Source organism: Martelella sp. AMO21009 (genome assembly GCF_053484295.1).
Genome location: NZ_JBAKFR010000002.1, coordinates 370,874 through 386,249 on the forward strand (window position 1 = coordinate 370,874; position 15,376 = coordinate 386,249).

The window sequence follows — 15,376 nt, forward strand, 5'->3', positions numbered from 1 at the left end:
GTCCTGCGTGCTTTACAAAGCATTATAAGATGCCGGCCCGAAAGGTCCTTGCCGCAATGGCCGCCACGTCCCGCAAGAAATTCCTGATCCTCACCGCGATCGCTGCGATCCTGTTTGCCAGCTTCACGGCGCTCGGCATCTGGCAGGTCTATCGCCTGCAATGGAAGCGCGATCTGATCGCCGCCGTCGATGCCCGCGTCGAAGCGCCGGCCGTGCCGGCGCCGGGGGCAGGGGAGACGGTGACGCGCGAAGATGACGCCTATCGCCATGTCAGCGTCACCGGGCGCTATATCGAGGCGGCGCAGACGCTGATCTACTATCCGACCCAACTCGGCGCCGGCTATTTCGTGATGACGCCGCTTCTGCGCGATGACGGCAGCTATGTGCTGATCAATCGCGGCTTCGTGCCGGAGGGCAGACAGGACAATCCCGCCAATTATCGCGCCCCCGAGGGCGAGGTCACGGTTGAGGGGTTGCTGCGCATGTCGGAGAGCAAGGGCTGGCTGTTTTCACGCTCCAACGATCCGGCCGATGGCAAATGGTATCGCCGCGATGTCGCCTCGATCATGGGGACCAGAGGCCTGGTGCCGTTCGCCCCCTATTTCATCGACGCCGAAGCCAGCGGCCCGGCGGGCAAGCTGCCGATCGGCGGCCTGACCGTGGTCAGCTTCCGCAATGCACATCTGAGCTATGCGCTGACATGGTTTGCGATGGCGCTCGGCACGCTCGGGCTTTATGTCTTCGTGCTGCGCTATGAGCGGCGGCCATCGTCCTCCGACGACGAATAGGGCTGGCTTCTCAAAGGCTTGTCCTTTGGTCGCGTTCCTGCCGGCCTGAAGTTTCGGTCATCCCCTGCTTTTTTGTCCCCCTGTGGAAAGGGCGAAAGAAATCCCGCGTGCATGACGGTTCAACTCCCGGTTGGTAGCCGTTGCCGGTGGCGAGGGGTCATCTTCACGGCCATCGGCAATTTCCCAAGACCGATTCGCCGGGCCGGCACATGCTGCAACAGCGCTGTTCGCCCGTTCCGGCCTGTATTTTTTCCCTGTCACAATGCGTTAACCCTGAATGTGGAAAACAGGTCCACGAAACACTATATATGGTTGGTTCGGGCATTCCAGTTCGCAGATATTGTGTTATGGTGAGTCTATCGAATCAATGCTGACTCGTCAGCGGCGTCCGGTTCTCAGGTTTTTTGAGTCTCCATAGGCATATGTCGGATTGGTGTTCCTCGTGGACAGCGCGATTTCTGCCGGCTTCTGGAGAGCCAAAATGCCAGTCCGGTCAATGTGTTCGAGATGTCTGTTGAGAAATGGCGGCGGCGGCCGTTTGCAACCGCCGGCGTTTCGATCAGGCGGAAGCCGGCCATGGGTCCGGGACGAGGCTATGCCGTGTTGGCCGCCAGCCTCGCCAGATGCGCGGGAAGCGCCGAGGGTTCGCCCGGCGGCGCTTTTTGAAGAAAATGATTATGCGAGGATAACGATGAAGATCACTGTCTATTCCAAACCGGCTTGCGTGCAGTGCAATGCAACGACCCGCGCGCTGGAGCGCAAGGGCCTCGACTATGAAGTGGTTGATGTGTCGGTGGACAACGATGCCTATGATCAGGTCGTTGGCATGGGCTACCGGCAGGTCCCGGTCGTCGTCGCCGGCGAGCAGCACTGGTCGGGCTTCCGTCCGGACATGATCGGCGCGCTTGCCTGACCATGAATGCCGCCGGCTGCCAGCCGGCGAAGCCTGAAGAAGGCGTTGCGCCGCATCCATGCGGCGGGCGCCTGAACGATCAGACGGCGCGTCAGACGGGCGCGCCGTGTTGGTGAAGAGGACAAGAGGATGACGGGCATGCTCGTCTACTATTCCAGCGCTACGGGCAACACCCATCGTTTCGTGACCAAGACAGGCCTTCCGGCAAAGCGTCTCGGCCCGCAGGGCGACACGAAAAAGGTGGACGAGCCCTATGTGCTGGTCGTTCCCACCTATGCCGGCGGGGATGGCAGGGGAGCGGTGCCGAAACCGGTCATCCAGTTCCTCAACGATCCGGAGAACAGGGCGCTGGTCCGCGGCGTCATCGCCTCCGGAAACACGAATTTCGGAAATACATACGGCATTGCCGGCGATATCATCGCGGCAAAATGCAAGATACCGTACCTCTATCGTTTCGAGCTTCTCGGCACGGAAGAGGATGTCAACAACGTCAGACAGGGGCTGGAAGAGTTTTGGAAACGGCAGAATTGAGGATGGCCACAAGCGCCGAGGAAGAAACCGTGCAGGGCACCGAGAAGGTCGCGGAAAAGGGCGCCGCCAAGGCGAAGCCCGCAACGCTGGACTATCATGCCCTGAACGCGATGCTCAATCTCTATGACGAGAACGGGCACATCCAGTTCGACAAGGACCGGCTGGCGGCCAAGCAGTATTTCCTGCAGCACGTCAACCAGAACACCGTGTTTTTCCATAACCTCCGGGAGAAGCTCGATTATCTTGTCGACGAGGGCTATTACGAGCAGGAAGTGCTCGACCAGTATTCGTTCAATTTCGTGCGCGATCTCTGGGACCACGCCTTCGCGAAGAAGTTCCGGTTCCAGACGTTTCTCGGCGCCTTCAAATATTACACCGCCTACACGCTGAAGACGTTTGACGGCAAACGCTATCTGGAGCGCTACGAAGACCGCGTCTGCATGGTCGCGCTCGCGCTTGCCAAGGGCGACGAGCAGCTTGCGACCGCGCTCGTCGATGAAATCATCGCCGGTCGTTTCCAGCCCGCGACGCCGACCTTCCTCAACGCCGGCAAGAAGAGCCGCGGCGAGCTGGTCTCATGCTTCCTGCTGCGCATCGAAGACAATATGGAGAGCATCGGCCGCTCGATCAATTCGGCGCTGCAGCTTTCCAAGCGCGGCGGCGGCGTGGCGCTGTCGCTCACCAATATCCGCGAGCATGGCGCGCCGATCAAGAAGATCGAGAACCAGTCCTCCGGCGTCATCCCGGTGATGAAGCTGCTCGAGGACTCGTTCTCCTACGCCAACCAGCTCGGCGCGCGCCAGGGCGCGGGTGCCGTTTATCTGAACGCCCACCACCCCGACATCATGCGCTTCCTCGACACCAAGCGCGAGAATGCCGACGAGAAGATCCGCATCAAGACGCTGTCGCTCGGCGTGGTGATCCCGGATATCACCTTCGAACTCGCCAAGAACAACGAGGACATGTACCTGTTCTCGCCCTATGACGTGGAACGCGTCTACGGCAAGGCGATGACCGAGGTCTCGATCACCGAGCATTACCGCGAAATGGTCGACAACCCGGAAATCCGCAAGAAGAAAATCAATGCCCGCGCCTTCTTCCAGACGCTGGCCGAGCTTCAGTTCGAAAGCGGCTATCCCTACATCCTGTTCGAGGATACGGCGAACCGCGCCAATCCGGTTGCCGGCCGGATTTCGATGAGCAATCTCTGCTCGGAAATCCTGCAGGTCTCGGAAGCCAGCGAATTCGACGAGGACCTGTCCTACAAGCATATGGGCAAGGACATCTCCTGCAATCTCGGCTCGATGAACATCGCCATGGCGATGGATTCGTCCGACTTCGGTCGTACCGTCGACACCGCGATCCGCGCGCTCACCGCCGTTTCCGACATGAGCCACATTTCCTCGGTGCCCTCCGTCGAGAAGGGCAATGACGAGAGCCACGCGATCGGCCTCGGCCAGATGAACCTGCACGGCTATCTCGCCCGCGAGCGCATCTTCTACGGTTCGGAAGAGGGCGTCGACTTCACCAATATGTATTTCTACGCCGTGACCTATCACGCGCTGAAGGCCTCGAACCGGATCGCCGTCGAGCGCGGCGTTTCCTTCGCGGACTTCGAGAAGTCGAAATATGCCAGCGGCGAATATTTCGACAAATACACCGAGCAGGAATGGAAGCCTGCGACCGAGCGCGTGCGCGAGCTGTTCGAAAAGGCCGGCATCGACCTGCCGACGAAGGAAGACTGGCTGGAACTGAAGGACGCGGTGATGAAGGGCGGCCTCTATAACCGCAACCTCCAGGCCGTGCCGCCGACCGGTTCGATCTCCTACATCAACAACGCCACCGCCTCGATCCACCCGATCGTTTCCAAGATCGAGATTCGCAAGGAAGGCAAGATCGGCCGCGTCTACTACCCGGCGCCGTTCATGGACAATGACAATCTGGAATATTACCAGGATGCCTATGAAATCGGGCCGGAGAAGATCATCGACACCTATGCGGCGGCCACCCAGCATGTCGACCAGGGCTTGTCGCTGACGCTGTTCTTCCGCGACACCGCCACCACGCGTGATGTCAACAAGGCGCAGATCTACGCCTGGAAGAAGGGCATCAAGACCATTTACTACATCCGTCTTCGGCAGATGGCGCTTTCGGGCACCGAGGTCGAAGGCTGTGTTTCGTGCAGCCTGTAATGCGCGGGGGAAAAACCATGAACATGCAGACAAAGAAGCCCGCCATCGCCGTGCCGCGCGCGGTCAACTGGAACCGTATCGTCGACGAGAAGGACCTTGAGGTCTGGAACCGGCTCACCGGCAATTTCTGGCTGCCGGAAAAAGTGCCGCTGTCGAACGACATTCCCTCCTGGTCGACGCTGAAGGAGGACGAGCAGAAGCTCACCATCCGCGTCTTCACCGGGCTGACCCTGCTCGACACCATCCAGAACACGGTCGGCGCGATCACGCTGATGCCCGATGCCGTGACCCCGCATGAAGAGGCTGTGCTGTCGAACATCTCCTTCATGGAGGCGGTTCACGCGCGCTCCTATTCCTCGATCTTCTCCACGCTCTGCTCGATGCCGGAAGTGGATGATGCCTATCGCTGGTCTGAGGAAAATGCCTTCCTCCAGGAAAAGTCACAGCTCATCCTGCAGGAATACCGCGCCACCGATCCGCTTCGTAAGAAGGTCGCCAGCGTCTTCCTCGAAAGCTTCCTGTTCTATTCGGGCTTCTATCTGCCGATGTACTGGTCGAGCCGCGCCAAGCTGACCAACACCGCCGACCTGATCCGCCTGATCATCCGCGACGAGGCCGTGCATGGTTATTACATCGGCTACAAGTTCCAGCAGGGGCTGAAGAAGGTGTCCGAGGCCGAGCGCGAGGCGATCAAGGACTTCACCTTCGGCCTGCTGTTCGAACTCTACGAGATCGAATCCAAATACACCGAGCAGCTTTACGATGCGGTCGGCCTGACCGAAGACGTGAAGGCCTTCCTGCACTACAATGCCAACAAGGCGCTGATGAATCTCGGTTACGAGGCGCTGTTTCCACCGGAAGCCTGCAAGGTCAACCCGGCGATCCTGTCGGCGCTGTCGCCGAACGCCGACGAGAACCACGACTTCTTCTCCGGCTCCGGCTCGTCCTACGTCATCGGCAAGGCGATCGCCACCGAGGACGACGACTGGGATTTCTGATCCCTTCAGCAGAGTCTCGGGCATTTTACGGCCAGGCGGAGACGTCTGGCCGCGTCAGTTTTACCGGTTCGCCAGCAGCGTGTTGGCCCCTTCCTCGAGGCTTGGAACGGCGACGATATAGTCGACCTTGTCGGCCTTCCACGCTTTCAGGAACTTGTAATAGTCCTTGAACACCAGGCAGCCATGGGAATCGCCCGGCGTGCGCAGCATGTAGGTGTGGGCAAGAATGCCGGTGCGGCCGAGCGGATTGGTGCCGTCGACAGAGGTCATTCTGAGCGCCGGCACGCCGTGGAACAGCGATTCGCGCATGGTCAGCTTGTAGGTCGCCGCCGGCACCGCGCCGGCCATCTTCACATGGGTATGGTTCGGGTCGTCGCGGTATTTGCCCTTGCCGGAATGGGCTTCCATGACCTCGCCGTCCGGCATGTAGACCTTGCCCGCGGAGATATCGTAGACGGCGACCTTCTTGGTGCGGCCGGGCACCTCGCCCATGATGTCGTTGAGGTCGTCATGGCCGAAATCGGCATAGGCAAGCTGCATGCCGGCGGGCCGTTTGGCCGGCACCGGCACTTCGCCCGGCGAAAGACGGGACGAATCGGCGCCCTGGAGCACCAGTTTGAAGGCATCGTCGGCATTGGTGTCGCCGCTCGGAGCGAGTGCCGCAAGCGTGGTGGACGGGGCGGCGGGCGTCGGGACCGCTGCGGCTTTCGGCTGAAGCTCGGGCGGAACCCCGGCAAGCGCGATTTCGGAGCCGGCATTGTCGGCGATCTGGCGGCCGACAAGGCCGCGCTGGAGATCGGCGAGCGCCATGCGGCCGGCCTGTTCCAGCCGGCCCGCCAGAAGGGCCTGCCTTATATCATCGGGAGCAAGCGCCGGCTTTGCGCGGCTCTGTCCGGTTTTGGCGGCGAGAAGGCGCGCTTCCTTGGCGCTTTGGGCGCGCTGGGGCGCCTTGAACGCCGGGTTGACCGTAAGGCTGATGCCGCGCGAGGAGGCGAATTCGGGTTTGGAGACCGTCGCCGAAAGGATCGGCGACGAGGCGATGGTGATGATCGCGCCGCCGGCGATTGCCGTCATGATGCCCGCGAGCGAAAGCCGCAGCAAGCCGTTCCTGCGATCTCGCTTGGGGCGGGATTTCGAATTCTTGATCGACGTCACGAAACACACTTCCTACGCAAAACTCAAAGACGGTGTGACAGGTGCCAGTCGGAAAAATACTGCGCGCAGGGTAAATTTTTCCTTACGCCGGAAACGGCCCGGGCTCGGCTGACGGGCGTCGCCGCAATTGGAACAGGCGGCAACGCCTTTGGCTACGGGGTTTTTGCGGACGGAAAAAAAGTTGCGTGGCGGCATTTCGGCTGGGTCCTCTAGCGCTGGAGTTGGCCTTCGTGGCGTTGGGTCTTTTGACCTTGACGTTTGCGTCACTAACTTCGAAGAGCGCCTAAAATCCAAAATGGGAGAAAATGCGGCCTCATCGGTTAATGCCTGAAAATGCGCTATGCTTTCAGGCGATGCAGTTGCGAAATGCCCCGGCCGACCCGCGCGGTTTCAAGAGGGCCGACTTTTTAGAGAGGACTTGCGGACGCCGCGGGAATACTGTCAAAGTCAAATTTTCGATGATGTAAGACAGTCGGTTTTGCGGGAGCGGGGGTATCGCTTCGGTCTCGGGACAGGCGTGTCCGGATTTTTTACGAGGCTCTTTTGATCGAACATTTTCATCTTGTGGCGACAATGGCGATTATCGTCGGGACGATCGGTCTTTATTCCCTCGACCGGTTCCCGATCGAGGCGGTGTCGCTCGCCGCGCTCGGCATGCTTCTTGTGCTGTTCGGCGCGTTCCCGTTTACGATGGAAGGCGGAAAGCCGCTGCCGATCGAGGATATGCTCGCCGGCTTCTCCTCGCCGGCGCTGGTCACGGTGCTGGCTCTCCTGATCGTCGGCCAGGGCCTGTTTGCGACCGACGCTTTGGAGGGCGTGACCAACCGGATCGGGCAGTTCTACGGCGCCAATCCGCGCCTGCTGATCATCATGATCCTGGCGACCTGCGGCATCACCTCGGCATTTTTGAACAACACGCCGGTCGTCGTCATCTTCATCCCCGTGCTGGCCTCGCTTGCCGCGCGGTTCCGCCTGCCGCCCTACCAGATTTTCATGCCGCTTTCCTTCATCACCATTCTGGGCGGCATGACCACGATGATCGGGTCCTCGACCAATCTGATCGCGGCGGGCATCGCCAGCCGCGAGGGTGTCAATCTCGGCTTCTTCGACATCACCGGCATGGGCGTCATCCTCGCGGTCTCCGGCGCTGTCTATGTGCTGTTCGTCATGCCGCGGATCTTCACCCGGGAACGGTCGCAAAAGCGCTTCGAACAGGAGAGCGCCGGCACCCAGTTTCTGGGCGAGGTGGTTCTGCTCGGCGAAAGCCGCTATGTCGGGGAACGCGCCCGCTCGGGCTTCTTTCCCGTGCTGACGCCGATGTCGCTGCATGCCCTGGTCCGTGGCGAGACGGTGCTGTTGCCCCCCTATGATGACGGGCTGACGCTGCAGCCGGGCGATCGGCTGCAGATGACGGGTACCCGCAAGGGGTTCATGGACCTGCTGGCCAAGGGCGAGATCAGCCTCACGGCGCCGCCGGACGGAACCGCGCCGTCGGCGGAACGGCGGGTCGGCGCGCATTATCATCTGGCCGAAGCGGTGATCACGCCCGGCTCGCTGTTCGAGGGGCGCACGGTCCGCTTCAGCGGCATTCAGCAGCGCTTCAACATCACCATATTCGGCGTTCGCCGCAAGAGCCGGATGGCGCGGACGCCGTTCTCGCAACTGCGTTTCGAGGCGGGCGATACGCTGCTGATCGGCGGTCGCGAGGACGATCTGCGCGCCATGCGCGGTAATCACGATATCCTGCTGCTCGAGCATTCGGCCGAAAGCGTGCCGCCGCGCGACAAGGCGCTCTTGGCGAGCGGCATTTTCGCGGCGATCGTCATCCTCTCGGCCACGGGTATCACGCCGATGGTGGTCAACGCCGTCACCGGCGCGCTTTTGATGATCCTGTTCGGCTGCCTGACGCTGCAACAGGCAGCCCGCGCCTTCGACCGGCAGATATACCTGCTCGTCGGCGCGTCGATCGCCATGGCGACGGCGCTTCAGGCAACCGGCGGCGCGCAACTGATCGCGGAAGGCATCGTCGCGCTTGGCGGCGGCTCCTCGGCGTGGCTGATGATCGTGATGTTGTTCGTGGGGGTCTCGATCCTCACCAATGTGCTTTCCAACAACGCGGCGGTGGCGCTTTTCATTCCGATCGGGCTCAGCATGGCGCGGCAGATCGGCGCGCCCCCGGAGGCCTTCGCCGCAGCCGTGATCTACGCGGCAAACTGCTCGTTCGCGACCCCGATCGGCTACCAGACCAATCTCATGGTCATGGGGCCGGGCCATTACAGTTTCGGCGATTTCATCCGCGCTGGCGTGCCCCTGATCGTGCTGCTCGCCGTGGTGTTCGCGTTGACCGCGCCCTGGTATTACGGGCTTTGAACTTCAGTTCACGCTGGTCCAGTTCGCCGATTTGCAGATCAGCTTGCCGAGAATGCAGCCGCGCGTCTCCATCGCCGCGCCGTCGAGCGATATCTCCATCGAATAGGTGAGGCCGCGCCGCACATCGCGGGCCCGGCCCTCGTAGCGCGACGGCCCGACCGGGTCGACATCCATGACCAGCGTGTCGCCGACTCGCTCGTTGCGCGTGCCGGGCCTGACCCAGACATTGGTGGCGCAAAGGTCTTCGCCGCATTGCTCGACCACCACCCGCGCCTTGCCATCGCCGCGCGCCCACACGCCGGCAAGGTCGGAGGCTTCGGCGAGCCCGGGCGCGGCCGCCAGCGGAAGCGCGAGCAGAATTGACGCTCTCCGGTTCATCCCTGTCTCCTCTCACGGTTTTGCGCGCGACCGGCAAAGGCGGGCCTTTGCGCGGCGCGCGACAACCAGACAGGGGGAATTACGGGCAAAAACGCCCGTCGGTTCGCTCGGCGGCGTTTTTTTTTGTCAGACATACTATCGGGAAGCGGAGCCCGATGGGTCAGCGGGCGGATCGAGGCTTGCGGTGCGGCACCAGCCTTCGAGAGCCTCGCCGATGGCCGCCTGCGGCGGGCCATTGCGGTTGAAGCCCCACCAGATGATCGCGCCCTGCCACAGGCTCGCCATCTGCCGGCCCAGCGCCGGATTATCGCCGAGCCGGCGCGAAAGCGCGGCTGAAAGCCGCTCTCCCCAGGCCCTGCCGCGCGCCCTCAGCGCCGGGTTGCGCATGTCCTCGCGCAGAAGCGGCAGGCCGCCATCAAGGCCGTGTTCGGCATTGGGCGTGAGATGCAGAAGCAGATCGATGGCGCCGCGCGGCGAAACCGGGAAGGCGGCATCGGCGGCTTCGGTTGCCTCATCAAGCCGGTCCCATGCGTAAAGCAGTATGGCCTCGACCATCGCCGCGCGGTCGCCGAAGCGCTGTACCAGCGTCGGCGCGGAAAGCCCGCTGCATGCTGCCGCCCTGGCAAAGGTGAGGCCATCCGGACCGGTTTCGGCGATCGCGTCGAGCAACACGGCGAGCAGGGCGGGTTCGGAAATTGTCTTGCGTCTGGGCATGGTCTATTTATAAATGAATGTTTATTTATTAACAAGGAGCAACCATGGCAAAAATTGTGGGTTATATCGCCGTCAGTCTCGACGGCTTCATCGCCGGACCGGACGACAATCTCGACTGGCTGTTCCGCTATGACGGGCTCGATCTCGGCGAGCACGATTACAATCTTTTCCTGAAGCGGATTGGCACCGTGGCCATGGGCCGGAGCACCTATGACTTTCTGGACCGCGTGGAAGGTCCCTGGCCCTATGAGGGCAAGCGGGTGCTGGTCGTGACGTCACGCCCCATCGATCGGCCGAAGGGGGCAATCGAGACGAGGGCGGACGTCGATAGCCTGATCGCGGAACTGCGCGCGCTTGACGATGGCGACGTCTGGATGCTCGGCGGTGGCAAGCTGCAGATGGCATTCATGGAGCGCGGCGCGCTGGACGAGATCGAGATCTATGTCATGCCGGAGTTGATCGGCGGCGGAGCGCCGCTGTTTCCGGCGACGGGCTTTGCCGCGCAACCGCGCCTGATCAGCGCCAAGACGCTCGACCGTGGCTGTGTCCGGCTGCATTACAGCTTTGCTCAGACGGCTTCCCGGTAATCGAGACCGATATCGAGCACGGGGGCGGAATGGGTCAGCCAGCCAATCGAGATCAGATCGACGCCGGCCTTTGCCACCGCGCCGGCGGTCTCGGGCGTGATGCCGCCCGAAGCCTCGGTGATCGCGCGGCCGGCGACGATCGAAACCGCCTCGGTGAGCATTTTCGGCGACATATTGTCGAGCAGCACCGCGTCGACGCCCTCGTCCATTGCCTCGCGCAACTGGTCGAGCGTGTCGACCTCGATCTCGATCTTGACCATGTGGCCGGCATGCTTCTTCGCAGCCCGCAGCGCGGCGCGGATGCCGCCGGCGATCGCGATGTGGTTATCCTTGATCAGCACCGCATCGGCGAGCGAGAAGCGGTGGTTGCCGCCGCCGCCGGCCTTCACCGCGTATTTCTCCAGTGCCCTGAGCCCTGGGGTGGTCTTGCGGGTGCACACGATCGCAGCGCCCGTGCCCGCGACGGCCGCAACGACGCCTGCGGTGACGGTGGCGATGCCGGAGAGATGGCCGAGGAAGTTGAGCGCCGTGCGCTCGCCCGTGAGGAGCGCGCGCGAGGGACCGGTGACGGTGGCAACGATATCGCCGGATTCGACCTTGGCGCCGTCTTCCACATTTCGGGTCATGACGATCGCCGGATCGACGAGCATGAAGGCGAGCTCTGCGGCATCAAGGCCTGCGATCACGCCGGGCCTGCGCGCGGCCATCACCACGGTGGAGCGGTGGCCGGCCGGGATCACGGCATTGGCGGTGATATCGCCGGCAAGGCCGAGGTCTTCCTCAAGCGCGCGGCGGACAGCGGGTTCGATGATCAGGCGGGGCAGCATGGCATGGTCCTCAGGCGCTTCTGGCAAGCGCGGGGCGCGCGGCAAGCGCGCGGGCATGGGCGTAAACGGCGTCGAGCGTCATCGTCCGACGCTGGCTTTCCAGGTTCTTCCGCGGAAAATCGGTGCGGGCATGGCCGCCGCGCGATTCTTCGCGCAACGCGGCGAATACGGCAATTGAAAGCGCAACGACCGCCGGATCGGCGTCCGGCCCGTCGCTTTCTGCGAGCGGCAGCAGGGCGGCGATGGCATCGTCAAGCGCGGTCCCGTTCCGGGTAACGCCGAGTGCGTCCGAAGCGATGCGGCGCACGGCGGTAAGCCGGGGCGCGGCGGGCAGCCTCAGCGCCGGGAGCGGAGGCGCGGGCGAGGGCGGGGCGGCGGCGATATCGGCGGCTGCGGCAAGGCCGGTGACGGCGGCCTCCAGCAGCGAATTGCTCGCCAGCCGGTTGGCGCCGTGGAGCCCGGTGGCCGCACACTCGCCGACGGCATAGAGACCTTCAACCGAGCTGCGGCCGGCAGCATCTACGGCGATCCCGCCCATGTGATAATGCTCGGCCGGGCGCACCGGAATGAGATCGGTCGCCGGGTCGATGCCGGCGCGGGCGCAGATCGCGAAGATCTCGGGAAAACGGTGCTTGAACCGGCTGCCGAGCGCGTCCCGCGCATCGAGGAAGACCCTTCCGCCCCGTGCGATCTCGGCGGCAATCGCGCGGGCGACGACATCGCGTGGCGCAAGCTCAGCGCCCGGCGTCGCGGCCAGAAAGCGCTCGCCCTTCTCATTCACAAGCAAGGCCCCTTCGCCGCGCACCGCCTCGCTGATCAGCGGCAGCGGGCGGATGTCTGTTGCGAGCGCCGTCGGGTGGAACTGCACGAATTCCATATCGGCAAGGACCGCGCCCGCGCGGGCGGCAAGCGCCACGCCTTGGCCGAAATTGCCCGCCGGATTGGTCGAGGCGTCGTAGAGCCCGCCAATGCCGCCAGTGGCGATCATGATGCGCGCGGCCGCGCACCGGAACGGTTGGCCATCCCTCACGCCGGCAAGCCCGCAGACGGCACTGTCGCGCACGAGCAGGCGGCGCACCTCGGCGCCGGAAACGATCGTGATTGAAGGCGTCTCGGCTACGGCCTTCGTCAGCGCGGCGATGATCGCCGCCCCCGTTGCATCGCCGCCGGCATGGATGATCCGGCGGCGGGAATGGGCGGCCTCCAGCCCGAAGGCGAGGCCTCCGTCGGGGCTGCGGTCGAAGGCGACGCCGTGGCGTTCGAGGAAGGCGATGGCGTCTGGCGCGCCCTGCAATATCCGCGCGGCCGCCTCGGCATCGCAAAGCCCGTCACTGGCTGCGAGCGTGTCGGCGAGATGCAGCTCGGCGCTATCGTCTTCGCCAAGGGCTGCGGCAATGCCGCCCTGCGCCCAGCCGGTGGAGGTCTCGGCCCCGAGCGCCGCCTTGGTCACCAGCGTCACCGGCAGCGGCACCAGCGCAAGCGCCGTGACCAGCCCGCCGATCCCGGATCCGACGACGGCGACGGTCATACCGCGAGCATCCGCTCGACGGCGCGGCGTGCATCATCGGCGATCGCGGGATCGACGGTGACCTCGTGGCGCATTTCCTGAAGGGCGGTGCGGATATTGGACAGCGTGATCCGCTTCATGTGCGGGCAGAGATTGCAGGGGCGGACGAAATCGACGTCCGGATGATTGACCGCGACATTGTCGCTCATCGAGCATTCCGTCAGAAGCACCACCCGGCCGGGTTTGGCATCGCGGACATAATCCGACATGCCGGCGGTGGAGCCGGAAAAATCGGCCTCGGCCACCACTTCCGGCGGGCATTCGGGATGGGCGATGATGGTGACGCCCGGCCATGCCTCGCGCATCTCGCGTACGTCTTCAGCCGTGAAAAGCTCGTGCACCTCGCAATGGCCGCGCCATGCGATCAGCTCGACATCGGTCTCGCGGGCGACGTTGCGGGCTAGGTACTCGTCCGGCAGCATCAGCACTTTCGGCACGCCGAGCGATTCCACCACCTTTTTGGCATTGCCCGAGGTGCAGCAGATGTCGGAGGCGGCCTTCACCGCGGCCGACGTGTTGACATAGGTGACCACCGGCGCGCTGGGATGGGCCTGCCGCATCAGCGCGATATCCTCGGGCGTGATCGAATCCGCCAGCGAACAACCGGCGCCCATGTCGGGGATCAGCACGGTCTTTTCCGGGTTCAGCAGCTTCGCGGTCTCGGCCATGAAGTGGACGCCGGCGAGCACGATCACATCGGCATCGACCCTTGTCGCCTCGCGCGCCAGCGCCAGGCTGTCGCCGACGATATCGGCAACGCCGTGGAAGATTTCCGGCGTCTGGTAATTGTGCGCGAGGATGACGGCGTTGCGCTCACGCTTCAGGCGGTGGATCGCTTCGATATCGTCGGCAAAGCTCAGCCATTCCGCCCTGGGAATGACGTTTGCGACCCGGTCATACAGGGCATCGGCGGAAAAGGGCGCGTTCATCGGCGTTATCTCCTGTGTTCGGCCCGGCGCGGAAGAATCGGGGAAGCCGCGCCGGGCCTGCCAGGGAGAGGCGTTGGGGCAACCTCGCGCTGGTCTATTAATACTCAATCTGAGTATATCATGGGCGCAAGCATTACGCCCTTATTGACGGGGAGTCAAGAACGCGCGAGCGGGAGCCTTGAGAGCGTCAGCGCCCGTTCCTCGACGATCGCGTGACGATAGCGGTAAAGCCTGGCCGGGCGGCCGCCGGCCTTGTCGGATGTCTGGCCGGTTTCCTCGATCAGTTTCTGCTGGTCGATCTGGCGGCGGAAATTCGGCTTGTGAAGCTTGAGGCCGGCCAGCGCCTCGACGCATTTCTGCAGCTGCAGCAGCGTGAAGCTTTCCGGCATGAGTTCGAAGATCACCGGCCGGTATTTGATCTTGGCGCGCAGCCTTGCGATCGCGGTCGCCAGAATCCGGCGGTGATCGGCGGCCATCGGCTTGCCGAACCAGAAGGCTGGCGTCTGTCCGGCCTCGGCAATCAGCCCCGCCTCATACATCAGCTCGAAGCGCTGCAGCACCAGTTCCTCGTTCCAGGCCATGCCGTCCACGCCGAAGGCGAAGCGGATGCGCTGGCGGCGCTCGGCCCGACCCGGCCGCTCGCTCATCGCCCACTGCATCATCAGGTCGCTGACCTGTTCCAGGATTTCCGGCCGGCCCTCGCGCAGGTCCTCCCACGGAAAATAAGTATACCAGTCCTTCCACAGCGGCCCGCCGCCGCCGGGCGGCGGCTGTTCGCGCACAAGGCCCAGATAGCTGATCGAGATGGTGCGCTCGCCGTCGAAGCCGCGATCGCGATCGGCGAAGGTGTAGAGCTGCTCGAGATAGCCGACGGGATGCCCGGTCTGGGCCCTGACCCAGGAGTTCAGCCCGCCCTGCAGCGTGCGGTGGCCGTTCTCGAACGGCCCGGAGGGGAGTGCGGCGCCCATGCGCACGGTCATCACCCGCGGCGCATCATTTGTCAACGCGGTCAGGACGGCGATCAGTTCGGCATGGACGCGGGCTTCGGTCACGGAGGCTCCGGATGGTTATCGGTTCAGGATATCACCATTTCGGGTATGGCGATAAGCAACGAAATCAAGAGCACGCCATCTCAGACTTTCGCATGATTAGCAAACGGCGCGCTGCTTGTATGGTCGCCTGTGGAAAGCAACTTTCGGCAAAACCGTGCCCATTCCCACGAAACAGAATTACGCGCTTTGCCGCCACATTTTGCCGAAAATAAGCGGGACGTGGAAAATTCAAGGATTTCATGTGTTTGCCACGCCTGACGCGAGAGCGGTAACGCGTTTTTTGATTGCATGGTCAATAAAAAGCGCTAGTCTCGCCATCAGTGTGACGTTTGCGGTTGGGCGCAGACCCGCATGAAGTTCAGCATAATTCGAGAT

The 15,376-nt window shown here is 63.2% G+C and carries 14 protein-coding genes; 7 read left to right on the forward strand and 7 right to left on the reverse strand.

Annotated features, from left to right (window positions below):
• Positions 1-56 precede the first annotated feature (56 nt).
• From V6766_RS03955 to nrdF, 5 genes are all read left to right on the forward strand, one after another.
• The gene (locus tag V6766_RS03955) at positions 57-788 is read left to right on the forward strand and encodes an SURF1 family protein (protein ID WP_448463804.1); all 732 of its coding nucleotides are present in this window, start codon (positions 57-59) and stop codon (positions 786-788) included.
• Between the two features lie 691 nt (positions 789-1,479).
• Positions 1,480-1,701, forward strand: coding sequence for a glutaredoxin-like protein NrdH (gene nrdH, locus V6766_RS03960; protein WP_018065714.1), 222 nt, complete (start codon positions 1,480-1,482; stop codon positions 1,699-1,701).
• A 129-nt stretch (positions 1,702-1,830) separates the two neighbouring features.
• Positions 1,831-2,232: a class Ib ribonucleoside-diphosphate reductase assembly flavoprotein NrdI gene (gene nrdI / locus V6766_RS03965; RefSeq protein WP_230722036.1), complete on the forward strand. Its 402-nt coding sequence runs from the start codon at positions 1,831-1,833 to the stop codon at positions 2,230-2,232.
• Between the two features lie 2 nt (positions 2,233-2,234).
• A complete protein-coding gene (gene nrdE, locus V6766_RS03970) occupies positions 2,235-4,424 on the forward strand; it encodes a class 1b ribonucleoside-diphosphate reductase subunit alpha (RefSeq protein WP_448463806.1) in 2,190 nt (729 codons plus the stop codon).
• Between the two features lie 17 nt (positions 4,425-4,441).
• Complete coding sequence (gene nrdF / locus V6766_RS03975) at positions 4,442-5,422, forward strand: class 1b ribonucleoside-diphosphate reductase subunit beta (protein WP_448463808.1); 981 nt, start codon at positions 4,442-4,444, stop codon at positions 5,420-5,422.
• Between the two features lie 60 nt (positions 5,423-5,482).
• Here nrdF and V6766_RS03980 read toward each other — a convergent pair whose 3' ends face one another.
• Entirely contained in the window at positions 5,483-6,577 is a 1,095-nt protein-coding gene (locus V6766_RS03980; RefSeq protein ID WP_448463810.1) for a DUF2778 domain-containing protein, read from the reverse strand.
• A gap of 543 nt (positions 6,578-7,120) precedes the next feature.
• On the opposite strand from V6766_RS03980, the gene V6766_RS03985 reads away from it, so the two are divergent.
• Positions 7,121-8,947, forward strand: a complete 1,827-nt coding sequence (locus V6766_RS03985; protein ID WP_448463812.1) for an SLC13 family permease — start codon at positions 7,121-7,123, stop codon at positions 8,945-8,947.
• A 3-nt stretch (positions 8,948-8,950) separates the two neighbouring features.
• On the opposite strand, the gene V6766_RS03990 is transcribed toward V6766_RS03985, so the two are convergent.
• Positions 8,951-9,325, reverse strand: a complete 375-nt coding sequence (locus tag V6766_RS03990; RefSeq protein ID WP_448463814.1) for a DUF2147 domain-containing protein — start codon at positions 9,323-9,325, stop codon at positions 8,951-8,953.
• A 135-nt stretch (positions 9,326-9,460) separates the two neighbouring features.
• A complete protein-coding gene (locus V6766_RS03995) occupies positions 9,461-10,039 on the reverse strand; it encodes a TetR/AcrR family transcriptional regulator (RefSeq protein WP_448463816.1) in 579 nt (192 codons plus the stop codon).
• Positions 10,040-10,083: 44 nt separating this feature from the next.
• On the opposite strand from V6766_RS03995, the gene V6766_RS04000 reads away from it, so the two are divergent.
• Positions 10,084-10,626 carry a dihydrofolate reductase family protein gene (locus V6766_RS04000; protein WP_448463818.1) on the forward strand — a complete coding sequence of 181 codons (543 nt, stop codon included), beginning with the start codon at positions 10,084-10,086 and terminating at the stop codon, positions 10,624-10,626.
• Here V6766_RS04000 and nadC read toward each other — a convergent pair.
• The 4 genes from nadC to V6766_RS04020 form a co-directional block, all read right to left on the reverse strand.
• Complete coding sequence (gene nadC, locus V6766_RS04005; RefSeq protein WP_448463820.1) at positions 10,608-11,453, reverse strand: carboxylating nicotinate-nucleotide diphosphorylase; 846 nt, start codon at positions 11,451-11,453, stop codon at positions 10,608-10,610. The genes V6766_RS04000 and nadC overlap by 19 nt on opposite strands.
• A gap of 10 nt (positions 11,454-11,463) precedes the next feature.
• The gene (locus V6766_RS04010; RefSeq protein WP_448463822.1) at positions 11,464-12,981 is read right to left on the reverse strand and encodes an L-aspartate oxidase; all 1,518 of its coding nucleotides are present in this window, start codon (positions 12,979-12,981) and stop codon (positions 11,464-11,466) included.
• Positions 12,978-13,949 (reverse strand): quinolinate synthase NadA, encoded by a 972-nt coding sequence (gene nadA, locus V6766_RS04015; RefSeq protein ID WP_448463824.1) that lies wholly within the window; start codon positions 13,947-13,949, stop codon positions 12,978-12,980. The genes V6766_RS04010 and nadA overlap by 4 nt, the downstream gene beginning before the upstream one ends.
• Before the next feature lie 155 nt (positions 13,950-14,104).
• Complete coding sequence (locus V6766_RS04020; RefSeq protein ID WP_448463826.1) at positions 14,105-15,001, reverse strand: NUDIX hydrolase; 897 nt, start codon at positions 14,999-15,001, stop codon at positions 14,105-14,107.
• Positions 15,002-15,376: the final 375 nt, after the last annotated feature.

What these genes read in the sequence shown, in the direction of transcription:
- V6766_RS04010 (WP_448463822.1), bottom strand. Translation starts at nt 12,981, where the DNA reads ATGACCGTCGCCGTCGTCGGATCCGGGATCGGCGGGCTGGTCACGGCG.
- nrdI (WP_230722036.1), top strand. Translation starts at nt 1,831, where the DNA reads ATGACGGGCATGCTCGTCTACTATTCCAGCGCTACGGGCAACACCCAT.
- nrdH (WP_018065714.1), top strand. Translation starts at nt 1,480, where the DNA reads ATGAAGATCACTGTCTATTCCAAACCGGCTTGCGTGCAGTGCAATGCA.
- nadA (WP_448463824.1), bottom strand. Translation starts at nt 13,949, where the DNA reads ATGAACGCGCCCTTTTCCGCCGATGCCCTGTATGACCGGGTCGCAAAC.
- V6766_RS03995 (WP_448463816.1), bottom strand. Translation starts at nt 10,039, where the DNA reads ATGCCCAGACGCAAGACAATTTCCGAACCCGCCCTGCTCGCCGTGTTG.
- V6766_RS04000 (WP_448463818.1), top strand. Translation starts at nt 10,084, where the DNA reads ATGGCAAAAATTGTGGGTTATATCGCCGTCAGTCTCGACGGCTTCATC.
- V6766_RS03955 (WP_448463804.1), top strand. Translation starts at nt 57, where the DNA reads ATGGCCGCCACGTCCCGCAAGAAATTCCTGATCCTCACCGCGATCGCT.
- nrdE (WP_448463806.1), top strand. Translation starts at nt 2,235, where the DNA reads ATGGCCACAAGCGCCGAGGAAGAAACCGTGCAGGGCACCGAGAAGGTC.
- V6766_RS03990 (WP_448463814.1), bottom strand. Translation starts at nt 9,325, where the DNA reads ATGAACCGGAGAGCGTCAATTCTGCTCGCGCTTCCGCTGGCGGCCGCG.
- nadC (WP_448463820.1), bottom strand. Translation starts at nt 11,453, where the DNA reads ATGCTGCCCCGCCTGATCATCGAACCCGCTGTCCGCCGCGCGCTTGAG.
- nrdF (WP_448463808.1), top strand. Translation starts at nt 4,442, where the DNA reads ATGAACATGCAGACAAAGAAGCCCGCCATCGCCGTGCCGCGCGCGGTC.